General features: G+C 41.3%; 22 protein-coding genes. 8 read left to right on the forward strand and 14 right to left on the reverse strand.

Features of this window, described 5'->3' with window-relative positions; genetic code table 11:
* From L5M11_RS15850 to L5M11_RS15865, 4 genes are all read right to left on the reverse strand, one after another.
* Positions 1-3828 (reverse strand): response regulator, encoded by a 3828-nt coding sequence (locus L5M11_RS15850; protein ID WP_259567808.1) that lies wholly within the window; start codon positions 3826-3828, stop codon positions 1-3.
* 1173 nt (positions 3829-5001) lie between these two features.
* The gene (locus L5M11_RS15855) at positions 5002-5241 is read right to left on the reverse strand and encodes a hypothetical protein (protein ID WP_263180334.1); all 240 of its coding nucleotides are present in this window, start codon (positions 5239-5241) and stop codon (positions 5002-5004) included.
* Positions 5242-5282: 41 nt separating this feature from the next.
* Positions 5283-5612 carry a hypothetical protein gene (locus tag L5M11_RS15860; RefSeq protein WP_014620386.1) on the reverse strand — a complete coding sequence of 110 codons (330 nt, stop codon included), beginning with the start codon at positions 5610-5612 and terminating at the stop codon, positions 5283-5285.
* Positions 5613-5621: 9 nt separating this feature from the next.
* Entirely contained in the window at positions 5622-5810 is a 189-nt protein-coding gene (locus tag L5M11_RS15865; protein ID WP_041409221.1) for a hypothetical protein, read from the reverse strand.
* Positions 5811-5942: 132 nt separating this feature from the next.
* On the opposite strand from L5M11_RS15865, the gene L5M11_RS15870 reads away from it, so the two are divergent.
* Positions 5943-6272, forward strand: coding sequence for a hypothetical protein (locus L5M11_RS15870; RefSeq protein WP_014620387.1), 330 nt, complete (start codon positions 5943-5945; stop codon positions 6270-6272).
* 240 nt (positions 6273-6512) lie between these two features.
* Here L5M11_RS15870 and L5M11_RS15875 read toward each other — a convergent pair whose 3' ends face one another.
* The gene (locus L5M11_RS15875; protein WP_014620388.1) at positions 6513-7058 is read right to left on the reverse strand and encodes a hypothetical protein; all 546 of its coding nucleotides are present in this window, start codon (positions 7056-7058) and stop codon (positions 6513-6515) included.
* A 1577-nt stretch (positions 7059-8635) separates the two neighbouring features.
* On the opposite strand from L5M11_RS15875, the gene L5M11_RS15880 reads away from it, so the two are divergent.
* From L5M11_RS15880 to L5M11_RS15890, 3 genes are all read left to right on the forward strand, one after another.
* On the forward strand, positions 8636-10363 hold the full coding sequence (locus tag L5M11_RS15880; protein ID WP_263180338.1) for a class I SAM-dependent methyltransferase: 1728 nt from the start codon (positions 8636-8638) through the stop codon (positions 10361-10363).
* Between the two features lie 162 nt (positions 10364-10525).
* Positions 10526-11119 (forward strand): hypothetical protein, encoded by a 594-nt coding sequence (locus L5M11_RS15885; RefSeq protein ID WP_014620392.1) that lies wholly within the window; start codon positions 10526-10528, stop codon positions 11117-11119.
* Positions 11088-12239 (forward strand): tyrosine-type recombinase/integrase, encoded by a 1152-nt coding sequence (locus L5M11_RS15890; protein WP_014620393.1) that lies wholly within the window; start codon positions 11088-11090, stop codon positions 12237-12239. The genes L5M11_RS15885 and L5M11_RS15890 overlap by 32 nt, the downstream gene beginning before the upstream one ends.
* 463 nt (positions 12240-12702) lie before the next feature.
* Here L5M11_RS15890 and L5M11_RS15895 read toward each other — a convergent pair whose 3' ends face one another.
* From L5M11_RS15895 to L5M11_RS15910, 4 genes are all read right to left on the reverse strand, one after another.
* Complete coding sequence (locus L5M11_RS15895) at positions 12703-13098, reverse strand: hypothetical protein (protein ID WP_263192699.1); 396 nt, start codon at positions 13096-13098, stop codon at positions 12703-12705.
* Positions 13099-13211: 113 nt separating this feature from the next.
* Positions 13212-13895 (reverse strand): FRG domain-containing protein, encoded by a 684-nt coding sequence (locus tag L5M11_RS15900; protein ID WP_263192701.1) that lies wholly within the window; start codon positions 13893-13895, stop codon positions 13212-13214.
* Between the two features lie 855 nt (positions 13896-14750).
* Complete coding sequence (nadS, locus tag L5M11_RS15905; protein ID WP_011074394.1) at positions 14751-15038, reverse strand: NadS family protein; 288 nt, start codon at positions 15036-15038, stop codon at positions 14751-14753.
* Positions 15035-15370, reverse strand: coding sequence for a type II toxin-antitoxin system RelE/ParE family toxin (locus L5M11_RS15910; protein WP_375164308.1), 336 nt, complete (start codon positions 15368-15370; stop codon positions 15035-15037). Before L5M11_RS15910 ends, nadS begins: the two co-directional genes overlap by 4 nt.
* A gap of 2217 nt (positions 15371-17587) precedes the next feature.
* Between L5M11_RS15910 and L5M11_RS15915 the strand changes: the two genes are divergently transcribed.
* Together L5M11_RS15915 and L5M11_RS15925 are read left to right on the forward strand one after the other, a co-directional pair.
* On the forward strand, positions 17588-18874 hold the full coding sequence (locus L5M11_RS15915; protein ID WP_000257537.1) for a GAF domain-containing protein: 1287 nt from the start codon (positions 17588-17590) through the stop codon (positions 18872-18874).
* A gap of 617 nt (positions 18875-19491) precedes the next feature.
* The gene (locus L5M11_RS15925) at positions 19492-20469 is read left to right on the forward strand and encodes a sensor domain-containing diguanylate cyclase (protein WP_002119794.1); all 978 of its coding nucleotides are present in this window, start codon (positions 19492-19494) and stop codon (positions 20467-20469) included.
* 219 nt (positions 20470-20688) lie between these two features.
* Here L5M11_RS15925 and L5M11_RS15930 read toward each other — a convergent pair whose 3' ends face one another.
* The 5 genes from L5M11_RS15930 to msrA form a co-directional block, all read right to left on the reverse strand.
* Positions 20689-21336 (reverse strand): peptide-methionine (S)-S-oxide reductase MsrA, encoded by a 648-nt coding sequence (locus L5M11_RS15930; RefSeq protein ID WP_223846397.1) that lies wholly within the window; start codon positions 21334-21336, stop codon positions 20689-20691.
* A 220-nt stretch (positions 21337-21556) separates the two neighbouring features.
* Positions 21557-21802, reverse strand: coding sequence for a glutaredoxin family protein (locus tag L5M11_RS15935; protein WP_011711656.1), 246 nt, complete (start codon positions 21800-21802; stop codon positions 21557-21559).
* A gap of 54 nt (positions 21803-21856) precedes the next feature.
* A complete protein-coding gene (gene msrB / locus L5M11_RS15940) occupies positions 21857-22297 on the reverse strand; it encodes a peptide-methionine (R)-S-oxide reductase MsrB (RefSeq protein WP_005403705.1) in 441 nt (146 codons plus the stop codon).
* Positions 22298-22328: 31 nt separating this feature from the next.
* The gene (locus L5M11_RS15945) at positions 22329-22589 is read right to left on the reverse strand and encodes a glutaredoxin (protein ID WP_005403706.1); all 261 of its coding nucleotides are present in this window, start codon (positions 22587-22589) and stop codon (positions 22329-22331) included.
* Between the two features lie 3 nt (positions 22590-22592).
* On the reverse strand, positions 22593-23081 hold the full coding sequence (gene msrA, locus L5M11_RS15950) for a peptide-methionine (S)-S-oxide reductase MsrA (RefSeq protein WP_069785042.1): 489 nt from the start codon (positions 23079-23081) through the stop codon (positions 22593-22595).
* A 122-nt stretch (positions 23082-23203) separates the two neighbouring features.
* On the opposite strand from msrA, the gene L5M11_RS15955 reads away from it, so the two are divergent.
* Both L5M11_RS15955 and L5M11_RS15960 read left to right on the forward strand, forming a co-directional pair.
* Positions 23204-24139 (forward strand): AraC family transcriptional regulator, encoded by a 936-nt coding sequence (locus L5M11_RS15955; protein ID WP_002123001.1) that lies wholly within the window; start codon positions 23204-23206, stop codon positions 24137-24139.
* A gap of 2 nt (positions 24140-24141) precedes the next feature.
* Positions 24142-24882, forward strand: a complete 741-nt coding sequence (locus L5M11_RS15960) for a hypothetical protein (RefSeq protein ID WP_004911216.1) — start codon at positions 24142-24144, stop codon at positions 24880-24882.
* Positions 24883-25011 lie beyond the last annotated feature (129 nt).

Genomic DNA, 25011 nt, shown 5'->3' on the forward strand with positions numbered 1-25011 from the left:
CTACTCTTTGAATTGACTTAACATTTTATCAACTATCACGACTGCTTGCTCAAAAGTCAAGTTGACTAGAGCCTCTTCAAGCTCTTTATTTAGTTCAGGTGTTTGAGCCTGCAGTGACGGTGCCAATTGCTGATAAAGTGGCAACGCTGCCATGTTGGCAAGATTGAGATGTTGCTTTAGCGTCATTAACTGAGCTGCCTGTTCCGTCCGGCTAACAGGGGCTTGTGCGGTAGCTATTTGCTGTTCCACTTGTAATAATTTCACCAAGTCTGTAGCGGTGTTAAGAGTTAACTTCAGTATATCCAGAACGTTGTTATCTACCTGATAACCGTCATCACTGTGCTCACGCAGCTCATCTTCCAAGCGGGCAGTAAGCTTTGCCAGATTGCTAAAGCCAAGTGTGCCTGCAGCACCTTTTAAACTATGAAACAACAATCGTGCATTACGACGGGTAAGTGTTTTATCCTCTAGTTGTTGTAATGCTTGCCTAAGGTCCTGCTCAAATTGCTTTAATACATTGACATAAATCGTCAGGGAATAACCAAGGCGCTGAACAGCAGCTTCGAGTTCAATATGATGCTGCTGGCAGAACGCTAACGCTGCCTGATCAAAATTCAGGTTTGATTTATTAACTTGTTTGACGTGAGGTGCTTTTTCTGCTTTATGATGGCTGAGAATTTTGGTCGTCAACTCGTTAAGATCAAAAGGTTTTGCGATGTGGTCTTGCATACCTGCTGCCAGGCAAGCGGCTATATCATCAGACATGGCGTGCGCTGTAATAGCAATAATCGGCAGCAACTGATGTCTAGGTAGCTTTCTAATCTCACGAGTGGTTTGATAGCCATCCATTCCCGGCATTTGTATGTCCATCAGTACCATATCAAAGTGCTCTGCCGTACTTTCCAGCATCTCTAACGCTTCCTCACCGCTGCTAGCAATTTTGATGGTCGCCCCTAGTTGCTGCAGTAACTCACTGGCAACCAGCTGGTTCGTCAAATTATCTTCTACCAGCAGTAAGGATATTCCCTGCAATGGCAGCTCGTGCGGGAGGGGGGAGGTCGGGAGCGACAGGTCGAGATCGCCAAAAACAACACTCTTTACTGCCTGTAACATCATATTTTTTGTAACAGGTTTAATTAAAAATCCATCCAGATAGCGCTCATAATCGTTATTTTGCTCATCGAGCAGTTCTTTTCCATGAGCGGTAATCATTACAATCAGTGAAACCACGCTACTATGCAATTCCCGTAGCTCGCGAGCGAAGGTTAGGCCATCTTTACCCGGCATACGCCAGTCTACGAAAACGACATCATAGCGAGTACTATCGCGGTGGGCTTGCTTGACTAATAGTGACGCCTCTTGCGCATCGGACGCAATCTTTGCCTGCCATCCCAACGAGACCGCAATACCTTGTAAAATTATTCGCGCACTGTCGTTGTCATCGACAATCAACACGCTCAACTTTTCATTACTACGAGTAAACGTTTGAGAGTTTTGGATCGCCCTCTTCTCCGCATTGCGTACGACGACGTTAAAGCTAAAGGTACTTCCACAACCAAATTCACTCTCTACGCCGATTTCACCACCCATCAAATTCACCAAGCGCTTACTGATGGCTAAACCTAAACCTGTCCCGCCATAGCGACGACTTATTGAAGAATCTGCTTGTTGAAAACCGGAAAAAAGAGCGTTCTGTTGCTCCAGCGTGATACCGATCCCAGTATCTTTAATACTGAAAGACAAGTTAATCTCGCCCTCTGGCAGTGATTGAGACCTAATTGAGATGAGTATTTCACCCTTATCAGTAAATTTTATGGCATTGCCGACCAGATTTATCAGGACTTGTTTAATACGGAAACTATCACCTAACAAATGCTCAGGCACATCCGCTGTGACATCGTATAGCACTTCCAATCCTTTTTGCTCTGCACTAGATGAAAAAACAAGGCCGATATCCTGCAGCAAATCCGTCAAACTAAATGGATGCGGGTCTAGCTCCAACTTACCGGCTTCAATTTTTGAGAAATCCAGAATATCATTTAACAAGGTAAGCAAAGACTTAGCTGCACTATAGGCTTTTTCTATATAGTCGGCCTGGCGTTGATCCAGCGTGCTGTTGGCTACCAATTGTAATAATCCCAGAACTCCATTCATCGGCGTGCGGATCTCGTGGCTCATATTTGCCAAAAACTCAGATTTTGCTTTATTAGCAGACTCAGCTTGTTCTTTTGCTTGTGCCAGTTCCGCTTCGTATTTAAGTTGTTTAGTTAAATCAAACGCGATACCAAGAAAGCCTGCTAGCTGACCTTGCTCATCTTTTAGTGCACTGCGATTTAGTTTTACTTGCACCTGTTCACCGGTTTTTGTCAGGTAGGTCCAGCGCACATTATCCGTTTGCCCCAGACGCGCTTTCGCTACAAGGGTTTCAAAACCGACCGCGATGTTGCTACCGAGCTCAGTGGTCAGCTTAGCGGCATGGTGCTCCACTTCTGCGGGCAGATGAAAAATAGACGGGGTTTGTTGGAAAAGGACCTCCTCTGCGCGATAGCCTAAGAGTTTTTCTGCTGCTGGATTAAAGGCCGTAATAATGCCTTCTTCATCGGTAGCGATAATTGCGTAGCCCGCGCTGCTAAGAATACTGCGCTGCAAGATATTAACACGTGAAATCTCCGCCGTTCGCAGTGCGACCTGCTGTTCAAGCTCAGCATTCGCTTTTAGTAAAGTTTGCTCTGCAATACTTGCCAGCTCCTGCTTATGACGGATTAACTGACTTCTGCGCATTAACATAAGTTGCAGTAGATACACGCCAAAGGCCAGGATGGTACTGACTGCCATTACTTCAAAAAATAAGCTGGTGCCAGAGCGCAGTTGCAGTTCATTAATAAAGCGATTGGTTGGCGTAAGCGACAGCTGCCATTGGCGGCCAAATACAGAGAGATTTAATTTATGTTGTAGAGCAGCGTCGTAAGTGTCTTTCACTTCTTGGCTGAAGAACTCGATTGGCGTTTGTTCGGTAATGTCACTGATTTGCAGAAAGACATCGTTTTCCAGACCAGCAACTGAATTAAGGACGTAGTTAATCAGGATTGGGGCGTAACTCCAGCCAAATAAATGTTCAAGCCGTTGCCGACTATCTTGTGGCACGGTTGTTGTTTTATATACCGGCATTAACATTAAAAAACCCTGTTGAGCTCGCTCATTTGCTTGTACTAAGGTAATGGGCGCTGTTAACCTCACATCGTTATTGAACGCCGCATCTAATGCTGCCTTGCGGCGCATTGCTTCGGAACCAATATCAACCCCCACGGCCTCTCGGTTGTTTTGCTCAGGTTCAATATAGGTGATCACAAAAAGGCTATCTTGGTGTGGCGTAAGCTGCCTGATTTGGAAGTTGTAGCTTGGTCGCTCGGCAGCCATCCGGTCTAGAAATGCCGCAGTTTGGTTTGGTTCAACTTTGATGATTAAACCAAAACCATGAGCCCCTGGAAACTCCCTTTTATAGTCTCGCACTTGCGTATAGACCTGCATATCGTTGTAATCAAAATGCTCAGGGGATACCGACATTACTGCACCACGGGTGCCGCGCAAACCATATTGATACAGCGTGACCTTTTCCTGAACCCCTTCTGCAATTAGATTTAACCTGACAGTAACCGCATCACTAATTCGCTTTGCTTGGGTTTGTTGTTGCTGATCTACCATGGATGTTGCCACAAAGTAGCCAATAACTAATAACCCTAACGGTAGCCATAATAACCCTAACGGTAGCCATAATGACATTAACCAACTGCGTAATGAAAATTTGGGAACAGAGATAAGTGACTTCATTTAATGCTCAGGAGGCTCCGATTGATATAAAAAGGGTAGGGCCGATAATTTAGATGGAAAACCAAAATCAAATTCAGAAACAATCCAGCAACTGATTTGCCTGTAGGACTCGCTCATTATGAAACAGTCGCACCAGCGCGCCGTGTTTTTAAAACAAGTTGAGCCAACCAGTAAATTAGAAACTTATTAAAAATATCAATCTAAGCTCAAAAAGCAAAACTTTCAAGTTGCATTGAGCTTATGTCGATATGAATAGTCATATTTAATCTACAGAGCAAGGACAAATTAGCGCCCCCTAACATTGTCAATCCAACTTAATTGCGTGATCTACGGAAATCAATAGAAGCAGATCGCTTTGAAGATGATTGTTGTAGTAAAAAGTTAGCTTGCCTTACTGAGAAGCACGATCCGAGTGACAATCAACTCGACGAATGGATGCTGGACACTGTGGTTGAGACACATGCCATTTTGCGGTTAAAAGTCCGTCCAACTTCAGGCGTTAATGTCCGCTCTATCAAGCAAAGCATACTTTCGCATGAGTACTATGATGCGGAGAGAAATTTCTGCTTTTCGCTCAGAGCTGCCTGTCATGTCTGCTTAAGAAACGGCCTTAACGTAGGATATTTTCCGTTTTCCAAGCGGACCCCTATATTAACGCTGAGAAAATGACCACTACCGCAGAAAATGCATACCAAGTAATGTTCTTGGTATGACAATGACCATTTGGCCCATATACACCTACTTCAATTTTCATACGTATTCCATCATGCTTACGAGTAGAAAGAGGATTCGCTGCAATGCTGACATATCTGAATGTCAGTATCCAACTATTTATTTAAGCAAACTACGCAGCCTTTAGCTCCACCTGAGCCAGTAAATAAAGCAATACCTTTTAGTATTTAGACATATCCAAGTTTGATGAATTTGGTTCATTATTATATGAATCCCGATTAGCGCAACTTTCATAATTACAAATCGGGCAAGTTGCAAATGCTTTACACCCACCACTACCTTTCGGCGCAGGGACAACGTGGTTTACAATCGTAAATGTATGACCACAATTAGGGCATACAATATTATTTCCAATTCTATTAGCATCTAACATTTTAAATTTTCCATGATTATTGCTTTCGAGTTCAGTGGTTATGATGAGCAATGCACTCATCACGCCCCTTAGCTCGCATCAGCACTAGGTTTAATTTTCTTGGTAAACACTAACGCCCTTAACGCCATCTTAAACATTGCGCGTTCAGTCGGGTGTGGTGATTCGTAGTAATTAAATTTATGACGAGAAATGTAACCCAAGTCCTGATAAAACAAGTCGGCTAACTTATTAATTTTGTTGAACATAATTTTTGATAAAATGTATTCTTTACCTTCAAAAATAATGATTTCACTATCAAATAATCCCACGGTCCCCCCCTCAAATTAGCAATGTTAACTAACCATTAAACCTAGGCCACTTTGTTCATCATCAAAGCTCTTTTAATAAGAGATTTAGATAAAGGTATATTTTGGCTTACGCCCGAAAAATAACTTGTTAACCAATATTGATCACTAAATACAAACAACACTTTATCGCAGGTATTTCTTGCATTAGCAGCCTTAGATTCATCATCTTTAGAGCGAACCACAACGACTTCACCATTGATTTTATTCGCATTAACTTCATAGAAAGAGCAGATCGCGTCTGACGCATCACGAATCATCACTCTGGCATGATAATCGGCTAATAACGCATTTGGTTGATTAATCAATGTAGCTTCATCTTTTTCAGTTAACATGCTTGATTCCTAGTCATCATTCATCCGGTTTATTTTATCTGGAAGCCCATTTAACGCATCTAAATCTCGCTGCTTTGCAGCCTTGGCAACACGAGACATTTGACGCTCTGAAAGCCCCCATCGCTTTCCAATATCTTCGAAGTTCCAACCTTTAGCATTTGCTAACTTTTGAAATAGAGTAATCGCTTTACCTGTCATATTTGTCTAGTCTACACCTCAAACCATACCTGTCAATAATGTCTAGTATATGCTTTTAAAATTGATAATAGATCCAAAATTTGCGCTATTTATGTTTTGTGAGAACCTGAACTCAATAATCAGGAGGGCAGAATGTCACGTTTTAATTTTAAAAATCCTTTAGCACCAATGGTAGAACGCAAGCGTTGTTCAAAAGTTAAATCACCGCTAGTCAACTTCATAGAAAAAATCCCCCCAAGACTAAGAGGTTGCTTTGTAGGGGTGACGATTGATAGTCGATTAGGATACACAGGTAAGCGTCAATTTCATTCACTTAGCCAGGCATTAATGTGGGCTGAATCTGAATGCGGACACTCATGGGCTGACAAGAGATTTTTAAAGCCGATATCACTTGAAACTCTACTAGACTGTACTGCTATGTCAGTGCCTGAATCTGTGCAGGCTTCGCTTAAATGGATTTAGTACGTTACCCTCATCGTTGTAAGTATTACGGCCCTAGGTATCCCCCCAAGAGCTAAGATCTCGCATTCGGGTGAGCAGTTGACTACTCCAGCATATTTGCATACACTAGAGTCACTAGCGATTAGTGGGACTCATTAGAGTACGTTAGCGTCTACCCTTAACGGGTCGCAGGCCGCGCCGCGATAACCAAAGACCTCCACCTCCATTAAAATAGAAAAAGCGACCAATAGGTCGCTTTTTTTATCGCTTTCTTTTGGTTGGCAGAGTTATACCATCTAGCCGTGCATCAATTACACGCCAAATTCTATATCGTTCACTTCCCGCGACTGGACTAGCCCAAGTGTTCTCGCTATAAGCCGATTTCACATCAAGCCGTAGATCGGCATGGTTAGTCTTAGGCGCTGATATTTCAAAAAACACTCTGTAAGTCTCGCCATAATATTCATTTTCAAGATAGAAAAATTGCTCGCGATGCTTGTTAAATGTTAATAGTAGATAGGCGTTAGTTTGTAATAAACTTTTAATTAAATCAGGTAAATGCTTGGACAGTTCATATCTAAATTTACAGAAATAACGCTCACCATTCGAGCGAGGATCTTGATAGACCCAACTTTCATTTTCACCATAATGCTCTGTAAAGCAGTGGTCTGAAAACGTCATAAAAAAAGTGATTCGTCTTTCTGGTTTGTGTTCAGTTGCGGCTCGAATATATTGAAATTTAACTGAGTTTAGATGCGAAAGATCAAAACTAACTCCATCATATAAAAAGCTGCTCCATTGACTCACTTGGGTTCCCTTCCATTGTGCGGAATTAGTAATTCTGTAAAAATTTTCTGCGTCAAACCCACTCGTGTAGCGTTTCTAAATTGCCTAATTTGTTGACGTTCCACACCATAATGTGCAGCAAGTTTGGTATCACTATCTAGCTCATGGAGTATTAGAAGCCTATCTATTATCTGATTATTATCTAGTGTATTTTTTTTCACATTTAAATTAACCGCTCATGAATTTGTGTAATTATTATAATTACATTTGCGACTAAATCAAGCGAATTTACGGACACCATATCAATGGTTTCGATTAACGCTTAACTACAAGTTGATGAATGAAATTATTTAAATTAGTGATTTAATTTTTATTAGTTTATAAATCCAGTCATACACGAATATAAATGTCAGTTAGTGACATTTGAACGATTTTTACATGGAGTATTTATCTCCAATTAACAATTTACCTCTAGCCTGATATTTTTAAAAAATATAGTAATTTCAAATTTCACATCTAAAAAATAGGTATATATATGAATCAAAAAAGTGAAATTGAAATATGCCATAAATGCAACAACAAGTATATTCTCGTTGAAACCAACCCCTTTGGCCTAGGGTGGGAGAATGAAAGCTATAGCTGCAACTCGTGCGGAGTAGTGAATACGCGAAAATCTGCTGGTAGTTTCACGGTAAAGGCGATATCTAAAAAAGAATAAATGTCAGTGCTTAACATTTAAGTTTTGAATGCCGATTTAAGTAACACGTATAAAAACGAAAAAGAGCTGATAAAATCAGCTCTTTTTATTTATTCACAACAGGGAATAATAAATAGACTAACTTTCCTTTACATTTTTCTTTATTTCTACGATCTTTCTCCACTCAATATCTTTACCAATATGCCTACTTTGTATGATAGACATGGCAGCTACATCGGAAGTCGCTTCGACCGTAGATTGAGTCGAAGTTCCGCCGCCCCTCTTTCCTTTCGCATCTAGCGTGTAGTAAGCGTATGAAATCCTGAATTGAGCCATAAAAAAACACCTTTTAGTTAAGATTTGGGCTTGATAGCCGGTGATAAAGCAAAAAAACGGTCTTAAAAAATCAATATTCATACCAATGACTGAAAAACGATAGCTTAAATCTTACATTTGGCGCGTCCACTATAGATCTGTTTTAATCATAATGCTATTTAATTTGAATTAGGAACGAACCCCTAGAACTCTAAGGTATCTTCCGCTTCGGGTGTAGCCCCTCCATTTTTCGCACTTTAATTAATCATGTCCGATAATTACACTTATCGGACATGATTGAAGTAGACTAAAAGCATATTAGTATAGCGTCACCTTACTAATGATTATTTAGACCACGCAGGGGCATTGCCCTGAATCAATATTAGTAAGGTGACACCATATCAATAAGTACATTCGCCCATTTTCTGACCTTTCGTGCGAGTCTATCTGTGGTTTTTAGTATGTTTACGCACTAAATAGTCATAATTTAGTATGGTGACACCTCTTTAATATCGTAAATTTGCCAGAATTATATTTTATGAGATAGTCGATCCAATGAAATTACACAGCATTTAGAGAGCAAATTATGACTATGAACACTGGATTGGCAGAGATAAACAACCTTGAGCGTTTTGCCACGGCCAAGCGTGTTATCGAGTTAAAAATGGCTGACGAAGATCATGAATGGTATCCAACATCGGAACATATTTTTAATGTCATTCGTCAAGACCTCATTCCTATTGCTAAATCTGGTAATGTAAATTCGTTGCTCGATATAGGCTGTGGTGATGGACGGGTATTGGCTGCGCTCAATGTCCCTCTGCCTATCAGTCGTTATGATGATCAAATGGTTAAACCATTTAGTTCACTTTACGGTATCGAAAAAAGTTTGGTGCATTGTCGTAATTTAGATAAAAATATTTTTGTCATTGGCACCGACTTCAACATGCAAACACTGGTAGATAAGCCTGTGGATGTGATCTTTTGCAATCCTATTTACTCAGAATTTGAAGCGTGGGCTACACGAATTATTGAGGAAGCAAACGCTTCATATTGCTATCTAGTTTTACCGAAACGATGGTCTGATAGTGACGCCATTGCAAGCGCCCTTAAAACAAGGATGGCTCAATTTGAGGTCATAGGTACGTTCAACTTTGACGCGGATTGTGACCGCTTAACGCGCCATTCAGTTCCTGTCGATATTATTCGTGTGCAACTGGCTCACTCACTCAGAGATAGAAAATATATTGATCCATTCGTTGCATGGTTTGATAAAAACTTTGACCTAGATTTGGCCGCGACAGATTACATGGCTAAACACGGCATCAATTCTGAGTCGCAAAAAAAATCTACAAAAGAGCAGATTAACGCTCTTGTCCCAGGTGCGGATATGGTTCAAGCGATGCAGTCTATTTATGACGCAAAGTTGGCGTCACTGTGCCAGACCTATCAAAACTTATCATTAATAGATCAAGGATTGCTGCGTGAGCTTGAAATATCGAAAGAGGCAGTTTTAGAAGGTTTGCGGCTAAAAATAAAGGCTCAAAAAAGCCTGTTTTGGAAGGAATTATTTGGCAAGTTCGAGCCTATCACTTCACGTATGACATCTGATCGCAGGAAAAGATTATTGGAATTGCTTGAGGCACAAGTATCTGTGGATTTTACCGCGCAAAACGCATACGCAATCGCAGAATGGGCCATTAAAAATGCTGATGCAGTGCAAGATGAGCAATTTAAAGATTTCTATCAGTCGGTAGCACAAGCGGCGAACTGCGTTAACTATGTGTCAAATGAGCGCACTTGGAAATATGATAAATGGTCATATCGCCGCGGTATTGAAGAAGGTGAGATTACTCACTTCAAACTTGATTACCGCTGTGTCCTAGAGAACAAAGGCGGCTTTGACTCTTACTACGGTTCAAGATTATCAAAAAGCGCGGAGTATTTTTTAGATGATTTTCTAACTATTTCTTCTAACCTTGGGTTCAATACTCTTTCTACACCTAGAACGCGGGAGCATCATTGGGCTTCTAATAAGGCCCATGATTACCGGTATTTAAAGGCTGACGGTTCAAGTGAGATTTTATTTACTGTTCGAGCTTTTTTAAACGGTAATTTACACATCAAAATGAATCCTAAGCTGGCACTAAAAATGAACGTTGTTGCTGGACGGCTATTTGGTTGGGTACGAAATGCAGCAGAGGCAGAGGCAGAAATGCAAATTAAGCCATCTGAACGCGAGGAAGTGGCTAAGAGTTTTAAGCACTCATTAGCGTTGAGTTTCGATTCACAAAATTTATTGATGGCCGCGTAGGGGCGAAAGAAACTCCCTCGTTAACCCCTCTCTGTTACGATGTTGGTTCCAGATAATCAAGGGTTGACGAGATAGGATATCCCGACATAGTTTTATTTGACCTTAATTAAGTGTGTCACTATACTAAATGCACTTATATTAGTATGGTGACACTACTACAAAATGAATAACAACTCAGCGCAGCCATTGGGTGCAATAATAGCACCTGCTTGGACGTATCATTCACTCCCTGCAACGGCTAATTCACGACCCAAAGGCCGTACTTTACGCCTATTATCGGCCCAAGAAGTATTCGATGAACAGATTCGCGAACTACTTAACCGCTTGGTTTGTGGCTCTGTGAATCACATCGAACGCTCTGATTGGTTCACTCGCGCATTTCTAAATGACTCACCGGACTTGAGCGTTAATTATAGACAGCTAATGCGTGAAATCGCAGGGGCTAAAACACAAGCTAAAATTGACCCGCAGGCCCTACACTCTTGCAATGTGTGTCTAAATGCCATTTTTTCCGATCATGGTTGGAAGCAAGTTAGGAGGCGTATATCGCAGATAGAGCGGGATAGGAAATCAACGAGACCGATTATTAGTAAGTACCAGCATGATAGATTGACCGAGTTTAAAGAGGCAATTGGTGCCAATTCAGTCGATGCGGCTATAGATGAACTGTTGAGCTTCTATAAAGACGAACATCCATCATTCGGTGTAGAACGGGAGACTATCGGTGAGATTGATAACAACGACAGCAACGATTGAATCAGCTCTAGCGGTAGTGTCACCTGTTGAACCTATTTCAATAGCTGACTCGCTCAAGGATGATCACCAACGGCTTGTTGATGAGCTACGGGCGCTATTAGCCTTGCCGCATATTGACCTGACTGACACCCATAAAAAGCGGATCACCCAGATCACGCAACGCCTAGTTGAGCACTTTTTCGATATAGGTTTAAAAACTAAGCCTAAGAATACTTGGACGGCGTTTAATAGCCGGTGGAACACTTATAAAAGTTGGTGTCTTACAGAGAAGTTAACCCCCTTGCCATCATCGCCGGGCTCTGTGGCCGCATTTCTTCTGTCAAAGTCTGACAATTCTTACACTACGCTTACGCAATACTGTTGGGCTATCAATATGCTTCATACGGAGTGTGGTTTACCGTCCCCTATCCATAGTCAAACAGTGAAAGGGGCGCTTAATACTCTTAAATTGACTAAGCTTGAACAGGGCGATTTAGAAGCCGTACAAGCCACCCCGTTTAGGCTCACCGACTTGCAAACTATTAGTGCTCAGTGGGGCCAGAGCGATAAGCTGTTAGATCTTCGTAATGCTGCAATGTTAAACGTGGCTTATGAAACGATGCTGCGTGAATCGGAGTTATTGCGTATCAAAGTGAGGGACATTAAGCGAACGGCCACGGGTAGGTTTTCGTTGTCAGTGTCTTACACGAAAACGAATCGAACAGGTGAGGCTGACATCGTGATTATTTCAAGAGGGTGTTGGGAAGCTGTCAATCGTTACATGTCGAAAGCGGCTTTGCTCAAACATGATGATTACCTCTTTCAGCCTATCGGTCGTAAGAGCGAGATTACGATCAGGCCAACCCCGTTGGATACGCGCATCGTTGACCGCGTATTTGGTGCTGCTTTTACGTTAGCCGGTCACGAGTTAATGGATGCAGGGTATCGAGCGTGGTCTGGTCACTCTGCCCGAGTAGGGGCGGCTCAAGATTTGCTTGCTCAGGGATATTCGTTTCCACAGGTCCAACAAGCGGGGCGCTGGTCAACGCCGCTTATGGTCTTGCGCTACGGTAAGGATATTTTAGCAGAAGAAAGCGCAATGGCTCGAATGATGAACGATTACGGTGTCACTAAAAAATAGAGCAGAATAAGAGCGTAAATGTAGCAGGGCAATGGCCGGCCCTAACGCTCTAGTTGTACGACCATAATAAAGTTTGATAAAAATTATGGGTGTCATGAACGGTAATACCGCTATTGTTTGATAATTTATCTGAGGACGAATTTCAGTTTCTCATAATTAAGTTTGATCATTTTCAAACTCACTTTTGGACAAAAATGAGTTAGATCTTAGACTCTAAAACCTACAAATCGCATTATAATTAGTAATGATTACCTTAAGAAAGCAGGTTTATGTTCACTAAGAGATTGATGGATCGCAGTTCACTCTCGAAACAAGAAGCCAACCAGAAAGTCTAGGTTAGGTGTTCTAAATGAACCGCCCTGTGCGGAGCCGCATGCAGGGTGGTGTGGGTGCTGGGGGTTAGACACCTCCGGTTACCCATTAGGTTTGTGTTTATGACGTGAGACTTAAACTGAATCGAGCATTAAATGTCAAGATACATCCGAATATCATTGGGATTTTTAGACCATTGCTTTTTTAGATACTCTATATGTTTAGGCGAAATTTCAACCCCTTGACTATCGTAATAACATGTATGTAATTCAATATGGTATTTCAGCGTATTCTGTTTAATACCATTTGATATTACAGATTCCTCACAACCTTTCGCTGCATTAATTCTTTTTTGATTATTTTCAATATCTAAGGATATTTGTCTGTTACTCATATATTCATCGAAGTCAGGCTTTAGCGTTAAAGTAACTACAAAAAGACTATACAAACTAATGACGACAACTGAAAAAAATACGTATTTTTTTACTTTACAAAGTTCAAAATCCAACACTTTATTAACAACATTTCGGACGGTTAACTTACCCATTTACACTTCCTTACTCATATTTTATCTAACAATATTACTCTGATAATATAATAGTTCGCCAAATTCATTCACAAACGTAACCCACTGTTTTTTTTGTCCGTTTAAGTCTCTTGTTAGCTTGCATTGTTTACTTCATCCATAAGACAAAAGTGTTTAGACAAACCATCAATGTCAGGGTAAATATTCTTGAAGTTCACACCAAGTCTGTCTAGTGATTTTAAAATAGTTGTTTTGTATTTGGCAGGAATAATCCACTCATGGAGAGTATCTTGCTTAGTCGGAGGGAAAATACTATTTTTGATTACCGCATCATCAGTAGGATGGTATGTAAAGTTTCCAAGTTGCGCTCGAATTCGGTCAGCTATCGGTGGAGGTTGGTAGGCAACGACATTGTCATAGTCTTTAAATTCTTTTATTTCTGGATCCGTTACATACCAAGTTGGAAAATACGCTGTTAATCTAGCATCTTTATTTAATTGATCTGAACAGGCAAAAAATGCCGCGACTAAAATATTTGAAGACCAATCCAAGAATTTAGTGGGGAAACCATGGTGTTGAGCGATTGCCATGCACTCAAATTCATTTTCAAAATTTAACTCTTCAAAGCGAGCTGCCTGTTTTATCCACATTTTATATTTATGTTCAAAGTCTTTTTCGTATGGAGCACGAAAAGCTTTGGGTATTAGCTCCCACGATACATCTGCTTGCCCGCGATAAAACCAACCGCCAACCCAGTCGTCCGATGGTAATTTTTCAGCTAGCTCTAGAAGCTCTTTGACTGTTGTTATTCTATCCACGATTGCAACTACTCCTTTTTGCAAGCTAACATTTTAGTATTTGCGCGTTGCGCTGTTTGCATGGCACAAACCGCTTGTTGGACTTGGCCGATGCCGAGTCCAGGTTAATTGGTACGCTTTATGCTATAAGAATTTGCTTTTTTTGATGCTGGCTCTGGGTTGTAGAGCAATTTTGAACTGGAAATATGGCTTGGTATGTACCTGTTTCATTGAAATTCCCTTGTCATTATGGTGTTCCATCACATCTTTTTTAAGTCTAACTGATTCTATGAGGCTAATACACTCGATTGAGTCAGCATTTGGCTCCGCGCAGCGGCTTAGTTCAACGTTTTATTAGTGCGCATGGCGTTTACCTCATTAGACCAGTAAAAACGCGCATAGTTAACTAGTTGTATTGAAAAGAACTTATCAGCTTTTAATCAAATATACCAACCTGAAAAACGCGCATGCGCGTTTTCCAAACCTATTAACTAACTTGATGGAAGTGTATCAACTTGATTTTAAATTGTTTTATTTATTTTAGGCAGGAAAAACGCGCAAACAAATGAGGTTAAAAACACTCAAAAGCATCTAATTTTAAATACGACTGTATACCCATACATTGTTAGTCGCTTTACGGTAGAGCCAAACATTAGGCAAATAGATGAGATTTTGTAGGGCAACTCGTTCGTCAGTTTTCGATTCACTAAACGAGTGCTAGCAAACTTTGGGGCATAAACATGCCAGAACTGTTCGGCCTGACACGAGTTTGGATCAAAGCGCGTGAGCCCGAAACTCGCGCAAAATGCCAACGTGATGCGCGTAATGATTCAGATAGGGGGAATTCAAAGGCCCAAGAAGGGCCTTTGAATAATTTTAGTGAGCAGCAAGGGCTGCGTAGATTTTAGGATCTTGCTGAATCGTGGCGAGCACTTTAGCTGCTAATCCCGCAGGATTGCGGCGCTTACCTTCCCAACTTTTAACAGTGTCTACACTGACCCCCATCGTGGCAGCAAATTCGGCCTGTGTCACTTTAAGCAAATCTTCACGGATTGACTTAACGTCGGCAACTTCATAACGAGTTACTCGAGCGGGCTTTTTGAGACCATGATGAATTTCTACCGCTTCTTCAAGGGAGGCTTGAAGTTCGTTAAATATACTCATTTGCTCTCTCCTTTAAGTGATTGAACGATTAGTTTTAATTTGGCCTTTTCTTCCGCAGTTAGGCTATCTTTAACTGCTTTTGGATAAGCGAGTACCAGGTAAATTTTATCGGCCAGAGCAAGAACATAGAGCACTCGTATACTGCCACTCTTCCCTTTGTTGCCTACAGCCATTCTAACCTTTCGTAGGCCACCTGTACCTTTGATAATATCGCCTTTATCCGGCTGAGCAATAAGCTCTGCTTGCAAATCCTTTAGTTCGTCATCTGTTGCAAGTTCCTTGATCTGTCTTGTAAAGATCGAGGTTTCGACAAACTCAATAGCATGGCTCACTAATTAAAATCCTTATGCCACCTTTACGGTGTACATTGTACACCATAAAGAATGTGGTAATCAACACAGGGTCATTTGCCATTTTGTTGATACCACACACTCGAAAAGACTGCTTTAGTGAATCAGTCTGGGCCAGAGTGATTCACGGGCTCAGTTTTAGACTGAAACGTGCTAGATTATTTGCTCTAATTCGGATGGTTCAGATGAGAAAAATATAGGGCAAAAATTTAAGGCTACCGTCACTAATGCGAGCTAAACAGTCCTTTGTGCAATATCGGATATCATAGAATAAAAAATTCTACATGGCTAAATTCAACGTCATAAGGGCAGTAGCTACCACATTCAAGACATTAACCATTTATATGAAATAGTACATTAGGATTAGATTTTTAATCGATAAGCCAGCTTTAAACAGAGAGTAATAATTCGATAAAATGAAAAACAAGCCAATGATGAACACAAATAGTTAAATTTCTACCTCTTACCAATAAATTTCTTTACTGTTTTTAAATTTTTAAGTCTATGTTTTAGTAAAAAAGTGGTTATTATAATGGTGAATAAACAACTTAAACTATTACAAATGGGTATACATATGTTCATTAAACCAGGACCGAAAAGAGAAAATGATGATGGAACGCCGGATAAAAGACAACGTACTAACACACCAAGTAAACATAAGCCGTTAAAACCACATGATCACAAACCAGGTGATTAACTTAGACCTAAATTTTTTAAAGTTAAAAAAATTCGTTCCCCATTTTATGGGAAAATAAAACCCAAGTTTTCTTGGTTTTTTTTCCCCTTTATTTTTCCACTTTACTATCCAGCTCATTGCGGGGCAAAAATGTGCTAACTCTTAATCCGCACATTCACCAAAAGAGCCAAAAAATATCAAACTATTATATAAATGATCAAACATTATTAAGAATTATCAAACTATTATATAAACGCACACTAGTTTCACTTGCAGAAAAATTCACCGCGAATTACCTATAATCCCGAGTTCAGGTTAATTTTCTTTACGCCCTATATTCAGAGTGGCTAATATTATGCTGAAAAATGCAAGCCATAGTGCAACTTGATGTTGATCGAAAACCTCGGAAAATATACACGCTAATACAAGAAGTAAGACACAAACAAACAAAACCCTGATACTTTTCATCACAATACCTTTAAAGAAAGTCGAAAGAGCATTTTAAACCTAGCCATAGTATGACAATCAAGAAGCTAAACTGAATCATTATGAACGTACACCGGACTCAGGCAAATTTTATTGTACGCTTTCAGCATAACGCTCAAAATAAGTCTTTGATGTGCCATGAGTGAGGTATTCACGCCAGCCGGTGTTCTGCCATCACTATAGAACCTTTCGTTTGCTTCGATATCGAAGTCCTCACCGGCGCCAACTCTAGCCCAGTGCGCTTTTGCCTTATCGCCTACTATCAAGTAAAACTCACGATCGCTGTTAATGATCGTTGACCATGAATCAATTAAATTACCACTGTGTATCCATGCTTTGAAATCTGTCCGGCATTAACAGCGCAATTTCTACCACACAAAGAGAACTCACCACGCTCTTGATTTCTCATGCTTTCCTTCTTTTCACCTGTTGTGCTTTTGACATAGGTTTTCTGTAACAAACAAGGCACAGCGCTTGAAAATTTCGAGACATCAACGTTTTGCCAAAAGGCTAAAAATGCGTGCACTACTCATTTCGCATTTAAAGAGAGCATCGGTTATTAGGCAATAACGATGTGGCCAAAATTTGTCGACCACTACACTATCTCGTAAACGAGTTTGATAGACGTCAACTAGTACGTATTTTTAGTGTAAGGTCATATTAATGCACGATGCTAAACTCTGCTGTGAGCTAGGTAGGATGTATAAATACCATAAATATTTCAATGCTTTACTTTTTAAAGCTCAAGTGAGTTACTCAGTTCCGACTGTTGGTGGCAGATTTGGAATCTCGCGATTTGTCTTAAATGTCAGCCAAGCAAGTCTCTCGCTAATAAAGTGTTGACTATCCCTGACAAAGTAACAATTTCTTGCCATAATCAGACTTAAGCACTTTACTTAGAGTGTATGTGCGCCGCTTAATGCATCAATGCTGCTAATTCCCTGATTGACATCAATCACTTTGTTTCCTGTTTGATACTCTGAGATAAACAAGATCGAATGATGCAAAAGGGGACTATTTAAATACTGAGGGAACAAATGGCAGTAGATTTGAGCATAGAAACCGCTCTGCTCCTAGAGCGCTGGCAAGGCATTGTAAACTCGATGGCTCAAGTCGCGGAAGTGCCTTGTGTGCTGATTAATCGATTAGATAAAAACGAAATTTGTCAGGCTGTTGGCAGTGTGTCAGTACCAACTTTTTATTGCGGTGAACCTGTTCCATTGGCACTTAACACTTATTGTTCCCAAGTCATTTCCAGTAACCAGCCATTACTAGTTGAAAATGCAATCGGTACCCGATATGAAAACAATAACCCAACATTTGCAGCAGGCTTTAGTTATTACTATGGCCTGCCATTGCTTTGGCCTAGCGGAAAAACTTTCGGTACTTTGTGTATGTTGGACTTTTCAAGCCCAGATCGGGCATCACAACACTGTTCCTTACTCACACTTTTTAAGCAGGCCATTGAATACGATTTACAGATGCTTCAACAACAGCAAGATCTGCTAAAGCGTGAGCAACAAGCAGACAAAAAATTTATACAACTATTCAATGAGATGTCAAATAGGATAAGACCGGTAACTAATAATAAGTTGCTTCAATCTGAGTTGTTTGTACTTTTGACAAGCCAATACCAATACTGGCATCAGGAACTGGATAAGCAGCTTAATCAAACCGTCCTGACTGATGAAAACTCCATTCATATAGCGGCACTGGTTCGAATTTGGTCAAATTTGTTGGCGATTGCCCATGAAACAGAATGGTTGAGAGCTACGGCAGTTCTAGAACCTTATAGTTGTGATGCTGTTGCGTCACTGGTCAATGCAACTCCATTATTAGAACAAGCAGTGTATAAAACAGCGCTGACCCTTGGTGCTGATCTCGTTTTGAGGAGTCATTTGCCTAATCCACTGTTACTAAGTGGGAAACCAGAGTTATGGTCTCTGATAGGACTAGCTATCACGAGCTTTTTAGTTGTTGGCGCCAGCGGTACAAGTATAACTATTTTTGTCAGTAACCGATTAAAAGGTAAGTACAGAGTTTTGGAATGGTCCCTTCTTGTAAAAGGCCAGACGATGCCGCTGCGTTTTACCCGCGATAATCAAGCGCTTTATGGTTTTGCAACAGTATGTGCCGAGTTAGCGGGTGCTGTTCTTGAATCTGGTGAGTGGCAATTAACTGAGAGTCTTCAGCAACAGAGTCGTTATCTCAACTCAAATCGTGATCACGTTGACGACATTGAAAGCAGGAATGCTTCAAGAACTGCTAATGGCATAACCAGGCTTATCTGCTTATCGATACCGGTGATGGGAGACGATTTATAAACACTCAGCGATGATCAGCGAAGTTGTGTTTTAGTTTTCTTGTTGGCACTACATCCGGTATGGCGGCCTTTAATCTGAGAGTGACACTTGGGATAACTGAAAAACTGGCTGTGATTCTGCTGAACGGAGCTTGGTGCTAAGCATGTTGGCGTCATTCAAAGCAAGGTCAACACTGCTATTAACGTTTACGATTATCTGACGGACGTGCTGCTGCGCGTCAACCAACATCCAGTAAGCAAGGTACATGAACTAATGCCGAAGTTACGGAAAGCTCAGTTCGAAAGCGCATTACAGCGTTCAGCTCTATTTAGCAATCCCGATGCTTCGGTAAAATAAGCCACGGAAAATGCTCCGGAGGCCGCATGCACACTAAATAGATGACGTTAGACGAAGAGTTGGATTTAAACGAGCAAATTATAGAGCCTGCGACCGGAAAAGCCAAAAGTTTATAAATACAGCTAAAACTCAAATCAAGCAGGCGAATATTGTACAAAACAATACCATTGCTACAGAGATAACTTCAAGTCTGACAGATCTATGCTAGAGTTAAATCAACGATTTAATTCATTTTTCTATGCAGGATCTTTGAAAAATGCAGTAGAAAAACGGAGAAGTACATGACCTTTAGTTTAGCTCAAACAGCTAGTGCAGAAACCACACTAAAAGCACCTGCTGAAGCAGATCAGAACCTGCGGGATATCACTGAACTGGCGTGTTATATCTGTGATGCACCAGTGGCTATGGTGACGCGAACCGATGACACAAAGCTGAATCTAATTGCAAAAGTTGGTATTTCGCGTACCTCTGTATTAATTAAAGAGTCCTTTTGCGTGTATGCAATGGAAACACCTGATGCGGTAATGGTGGTCCCTGACGCTACTTTAGATCACAGATTCAGTACCAATGCTATGGTGATTTCAGGACCTGGCTACCGATTTTATGCTGGCTCGCCGCTGATTGATCCCGAAGGTGCAGTGATTGGTACTATTTGTGTCTATGATCATGTTCCTAAGCAGCTGAACCAGCGGCAGATAAGCTCTTTGCAGGCTCTGTCCAGACAAGTGATCGCCATACTGGAGCTGAAAAAAGTCGGCGAACAATTACATAATACCAGCATGACGGATGCGCTGACAGGGGTGAACAACAGAAGAGCTTTTGACCTCAAGTTTGAAGCTGAATTTGCTCGCTGGCAAAGAACAGGACAATCTTTTGTACTGGCATTGATTGATATTGATCACTTTAAGAGTTTTAACGACAGCTATGGTCATGCCGCAGGAGATGAGGCACTGAGTCAAGTCGCGGCTCTGTTTCAGCGCCATAGCAGGAACTATGACTTTTTCGCCCGTTATGGTGGTGAAGAGTTTGTGCTGATCCTGCCAGGCACAGACACAGCGTCCGCAAATAAAACACTGGAAAAGTTAAGGCTGGTAGTGGCTAACCATGAGTGGTTATTACGACAATTAACGGTCAGCATAGGTTTGGCCAGCGCTGATTTATTTGACGACAAAAAGCAGTTGCTCGAAGTCGCCGATCAGATGTTATACAAAGCTAAAACCCAAGGCCGCAATCAAACCAGTGTGTTCGCCACACTGTAAGAGATCTGTTCATGCTGCGCTGATCTCAAGACCTCATAAAAACTGAGGTCTTGCTTCGGTCGATAAGCTGGTCTGATATTGGCATTATTTATTCCTTTCAAATACATGGGTAATGCGACTTACACAGATTTTTTATGCTCTCTTGGACTCCATGTGAAGGAGATCGTCACATTCTTTACATATAGAAAATAGAGTTCTTTAGCCAGCTGCAATTTCAGATTAACCGATTCGGTAAGCTTTCTGCATTTCCGGAGACAACTTTTTTAGCCAGCTTGAGAGACTGAAGCCTTTTCTATCGGTACTATTTAATTTAGTAAAATACAGATGTTCATCCCAGCGAGGACCGAAATCTACTTCTGCAAGACTTACAAGCTGTTTGTTTCTGCGAAGACGATGCTTTTGATGGTAATCTTCGGCGGGCCAAAAATAACCATTTTGTTCTCCGGCCTCAATCACCTCGGGAGATTTCTCCTTTCCAATCGCTTGAATCAGTTCTTCAGCTACTTGTTTTTGCTCCAGATCAAAAACAAAAAGTATCTGGCGATACTGGCCCTGCTTTCTACCATGAACAGACCATGATTCAAAACTTCCAAGAAGTTCCCTGTAGCTGATTTGGTCTTTATCGTAGATCACTCTGACGACTTCGGCGTGTCCGTTGATGTTGCGGTAACTCGGATCCAGAGTTGATGCTCCAGCGTAGCCAACACGTGTTTGCACTACTCCCTGCGTCCCTCCAAAATTAGAATCCGGTCCCCAAAAGCAACCCATGCCGAAAACCGTTTGACTAAGCTTCCCGATTTTCAATGCTTCTTCGATTGCTTCAGGGGTTGCAAATTCATAGCTTTCAACACCGTCTTCTTTATTCATTTTTAGATCCGACATATTTTTCACCTAACTTTCAAAAATTGAAGCCACTCCCATTCCTCACGCCGTGCAAACGACGATAAGACCACGTTTTCCAACACCAGCTTGATGAAGTATCTTTGCTAAAACTCCGCAGCATGTTTCTTGGTAACACAACTGCGGAAAATTGCTGTAATCATTGATCTTACTGCTTATTAAGTTATTAATAATTCTAAAAAACTCATTATTTCATTGAAGCTTCCAACCACCTGTCAAGGTCCTTGAACTTGGGGTTTCTCAGCTTCTTTGTCCCAACCACTATTGTCGGGAAATTCAGCTTTCCGTTCGAATAGAGGGAGCACAGTTCATCAGCAGCCGCGTCGTCTTCATGAACATCCAAAAAAACAAACTGGCTCCCTTTTTCTTGCAAGTACGAATGGTAAATCTTGGTTTTATGGCAGTCTTTATGACCGAACAGCTTAATCAACACGAACGGCTCCTTTTTTCAAAAGGTTCACTTTCATAAACCCCCTCGATTTAAAAATTATTCTACAAACTTCAATGACTCCGAGTTAATACAGAATCGGACCCCTGATGGCTCAGGACCGTCTGGAAAAGCGTGCCCCAGATGGGCTTCGCACACATTGCATAGCACTTCGATTCTGCGCCCGAAGGTCGTATCCAGTTCATATTGAATTACGTTGTCTGCGACTGGCTCAGAAAAACTCGGCCATCCCGTTCCCGAATCGAACTTTAGGTTCGAGTCAAAGAGTTCGGTGTCGCAGCCCACACAGGCGTACCTTCCAGCTTCATAAAATGAACAGAGTTCTCCGGTGTGCGCGCGTTCGGTGCCTTTCATCCGCATGACCCGAAATTGCGCTGGCGTCAGAATTTCTTTCCACTCTTCCTCGCTCTTTTCTACTTTTTTGGGAGGCGCGGGAGTGCCGTTATCCAGGTAGTTGTAAATGCTTTTCCAATTGAACATATATTTGCTCCTTTATTTTAGGGTTCACTCTTTAGCTATCAATCCACGAGAAGAAGTCTGTAGCACTACCAATGAATTCTCCATCCACAAAAACTTGCGGTACAGTTTGGAGATTTGTTCTTTCCTTCAACTCCAGGTAAGTCTTCGGATCGTCGTCTACGCGAATTTGTTTGAAATCGACCTTTTCAGCAGTTAGGTAATTCTTCACGCGTGCGCAAAATGGACAATGGTCTTTCGTATAAATAACAACATTCTTAAGTGCTTTCATTTTTTCCTCGTTCATTTGGTTCATGATTTAGTCTCTTTCAAAATGGCAAGAGTATCCGCTGGGATTCCTCTGCAAATAGTTTTGGTGATATGCCTCAGCGTCGTAGAATTCTTTTTCCAGGGTGACGGTCGTGACCACTTCATTCTCGAAGCGACCGATCTCATTGACCTCATCAATCACGTTTTCGATAATCGCTTTCTGTGCATCGTCACGATAGAACGCTGCCGAGCGATACGAAGTGCCAACATCATTTCCTTGGCGATTCTTCGTAGTCGGATCATGGATTTTGAAAAAGTAATGTAGAATCTCTTCGAGAGATATTTCGTCTTGGTCGTATTCCACGCGAACCGCTTCGGCGTGCCCCGTTTTCCCTGTTATAATATCGGCGTAGGTAGGATCATCAAAATCTCCGCCAGAGTAGCCCACCTTCGTTGACGTCACACCGTCCAGACTCCTAAGGAGGTCTTCGAGACCCCAAAAACACCCTCCGGCAACGATCACATAATCTAGTTTCATAAAGCCTCCTTAGTTTTCATCCACTTACTGATTAGACTGACTTTACAGCATGTAAAATAGATATAATATGTTCAATAGTTCGTATAACATGACCTATTGGACAGTTTACGTAGGAGCTATATATGGATGTTCTCAGTGAAATTTTAGATAAGGTAGAGCTTACTAGCAGCTACTGGTATAGAACCTCATTTGCGGGAGACTGGGGCATCAGCCTCCCGCAGGAAGAGAATCTAGCGAGATTTCACATCGTGACTCATGGCGAGTTTTGGTATGAGGTGCCAAAACTTAAACTTAAAGCATTGGCGGAGCAGGGCGATATTTTGATCTTTTTCAAAGGGATGGAGCACACCATGGCCAGTGCACCAAAAATCAAGGCCGAGCCTGCGGTCGAATTTAGAGCTAAAGCCAACCTCACCGAAGCTCAAGTTTTGGAATACGGTGATCAGAGCAAGCTCAAAGCCAACGTCGTTTGCGGACATTTTTGTTTTAATGGCGGACCCGATCATCCATTCTTAAATTCGCTGCCAAATGTCGTGCATATCAAGAGTGCTGATAACTCCCACTCGCCTTGGCTTGCCATGCTTTTAAGTATTATAGAGCAGGAAGCAAAATCAGGGCTTCCTGGAAGCAACACGTTAGTCAGAAAGCTGACCGAAATTATCTTCGTGCAAGCGTTAAGAATCCACATGTACAAATCCAATAAAAATGCTGGATTCTTCAAACTGATCGAAAATCCGCAACTCAGCAAAACCTTGGAAGCTATTCATCATAGTCTCGATAAAAAATGGGGTCTTGACGATCTCGCCGGGATTGCGGGGATGTCGCGTACGAACTACAGCGTCAAATTTAAGGAGCTGTCAGGCATGACACCTCTTGATTATTTAACCTATTGTCGGCTTGAAAAAGCAAAGCAGCTGCTTAAAGAATCCGGTAAGTCTGTTCCCGAAGTGAGTGAAGCCATTGGGTATCCGGCACATGAACACTTTCAAAAGTTGTTTAAGAAAAAAATTGGCAAAACTCCTAGCGCGTACAGAAAAGAAAATTCTGAAAAGGTGTAAAAATGAATATCTATAACTCTCCTGTTACCAAAATAGCTTTCTGGGTCATAGTCATTGGTGGTGCGGCTTGCCTGCTTATCCCTTTGTTTGCACCTCTTCTTCCGCTGCAATATTTGAAAGGTTATGGCGAAATAGGAGATGCTCTTGGAGGTATTTCAAGCCCATTTTTACAAATTCTGGGTTCAGTGCTTCTCTTTCTGGTGTTAAAAGCTCAGATTGACGCTAATGGCATCCTCCATCAGCAAATCGAAAAGGAATATACGAAGGAGCAACTGAGGCACGAGTTGAATCAGCTTCACGAACTTTATATGTTCGTCGAAAGAAACATTAAAAATTTTAGCTACGATCAGGAAAAGATGATTGATGGCAAGTCGCAAATGATCCTTTTGCATTCCCGGCGAGCGATTAAATGTTTCATTGAGGATCTAGAGAGCTTAGATGTTGATATTCACAAAGATGACGACATTTTAAGGTTCGACGGGGTTAAAGAAATTATGAGCATTTTGAACAGCGTTGACCTATATTTCGACAAAATCAAAGACAGCGAGATTGCACCTTATCATAAGAGTTTTTATAAAACGCTTATGCAGCACGAACTTCTCTTCAGCGTTTTTCCTTATCAAGATCTCGACAATCAAGCGTACCTAAAACAAGAGCATTGCCCAGAGTGTGGTGAATATCATGCAAATTATCCGCCACTGATTTATGACCGGTTACAGAAAATTAAAAAAAGTTTCTCCTGATGTATTATGGATATTTATTCGGTATCGGTCCTACCAAAAAGCTATTTGTAGTATCTCGAGTACGTGCTGTGGTGTAGTAATTCCAATCTTAGAAAACTCAAAGCTTATTCTGAAACTATCGGAATTGTC

The sequence above is a fragment of the Shewanella sp. SM87 genome (assembly GCF_025653705.1).
Classification (GTDB): domain Bacteria; phylum Pseudomonadota; class Gammaproteobacteria; order Enterobacterales; family Shewanellaceae; genus Shewanella; species Shewanella oncorhynchi.

Bases quoted from the DNA above. Each gene is read 5' to 3' on its own strand.
- L5M11_RS15850 (WP_259567808.1), bottom strand. From the start codon at position 3,828: ATGAAGTCACTTATCTCTGTTCCCAAATTTTCATTACGCAGTTGGTTA.
- L5M11_RS15860 (WP_014620386.1), bottom strand. From the start codon at position 5,612: ATGTTAACTGAAAAAGATGAAGCTACATTGATTAATCAACCAAATGCG.
- L5M11_RS15865 (WP_041409221.1), bottom strand. From the start codon at position 5,810: ATGACAGGTAAAGCGATTACTCTATTTCAAAAGTTAGCAAATGCTAAA.
- L5M11_RS15870 (WP_014620387.1), top strand. From the start codon at position 5,943: ATGTCACGTTTTAATTTTAAAAATCCTTTAGCACCAATGGTAGAACGC.
- L5M11_RS15880 (WP_263180338.1), top strand. From the start codon at position 8,636: ATGACTATGAACACTGGATTGGCAGAGATAAACAACCTTGAGCGTTTT.
- L5M11_RS15885 (WP_014620392.1), top strand. From the start codon at position 10,526: ATGAATAACAACTCAGCGCAGCCATTGGGTGCAATAATAGCACCTGCT.
- L5M11_RS15895 (WP_263192699.1), bottom strand. From the start codon at position 13,098: ATGGGTAAGTTAACCGTCCGAAATGTTGTTAATAAAGTGTTGGATTTT.
- nadS (WP_011074394.1), bottom strand. From the start codon at position 15,038: ATGAGTATATTTAACGAACTTCAAGCCTCCCTTGAAGAAGCGGTAGAA.
- L5M11_RS15915 (WP_000257537.1), top strand. From the start codon at position 17,588: ATGGCAGTAGATTTGAGCATAGAAACCGCTCTGCTCCTAGAGCGCTGG.
- L5M11_RS15925 (WP_002119794.1), top strand. From the start codon at position 19,492: ATGACCTTTAGTTTAGCTCAAACAGCTAGTGCAGAAACCACACTAAAA.
- L5M11_RS15930 (WP_223846397.1), bottom strand. From the start codon at position 21,336: ATGAATAAAGAAGACGGTGTTGAAAGCTATGAATTTGCAACCCCTGAA.
- msrB (WP_005403705.1), bottom strand. From the start codon at position 22,297: ATGTTCAATTGGAAAAGCATTTACAACTACCTGGATAACGGCACTCCC.
- L5M11_RS15945 (WP_005403706.1), bottom strand. From the start codon at position 22,589: ATGAACCAAATGAACGAGGAAAAAATGAAAGCACTTAAGAATGTTGTT.
- msrA (WP_069785042.1), bottom strand. From the start codon at position 23,081: ATGAAACTAGATTATGTGATCGTTGCCGGAGGGTGTTTTTGGGGTCTC.
- L5M11_RS15955 (WP_002123001.1), top strand. From the start codon at position 23,204: ATGGATGTTCTCAGTGAAATTTTAGATAAGGTAGAGCTTACTAGCAGC.
- L5M11_RS15960 (WP_004911216.1), top strand. From the start codon at position 24,142: ATGAATATCTATAACTCTCCTGTTACCAAAATAGCTTTCTGGGTCATA.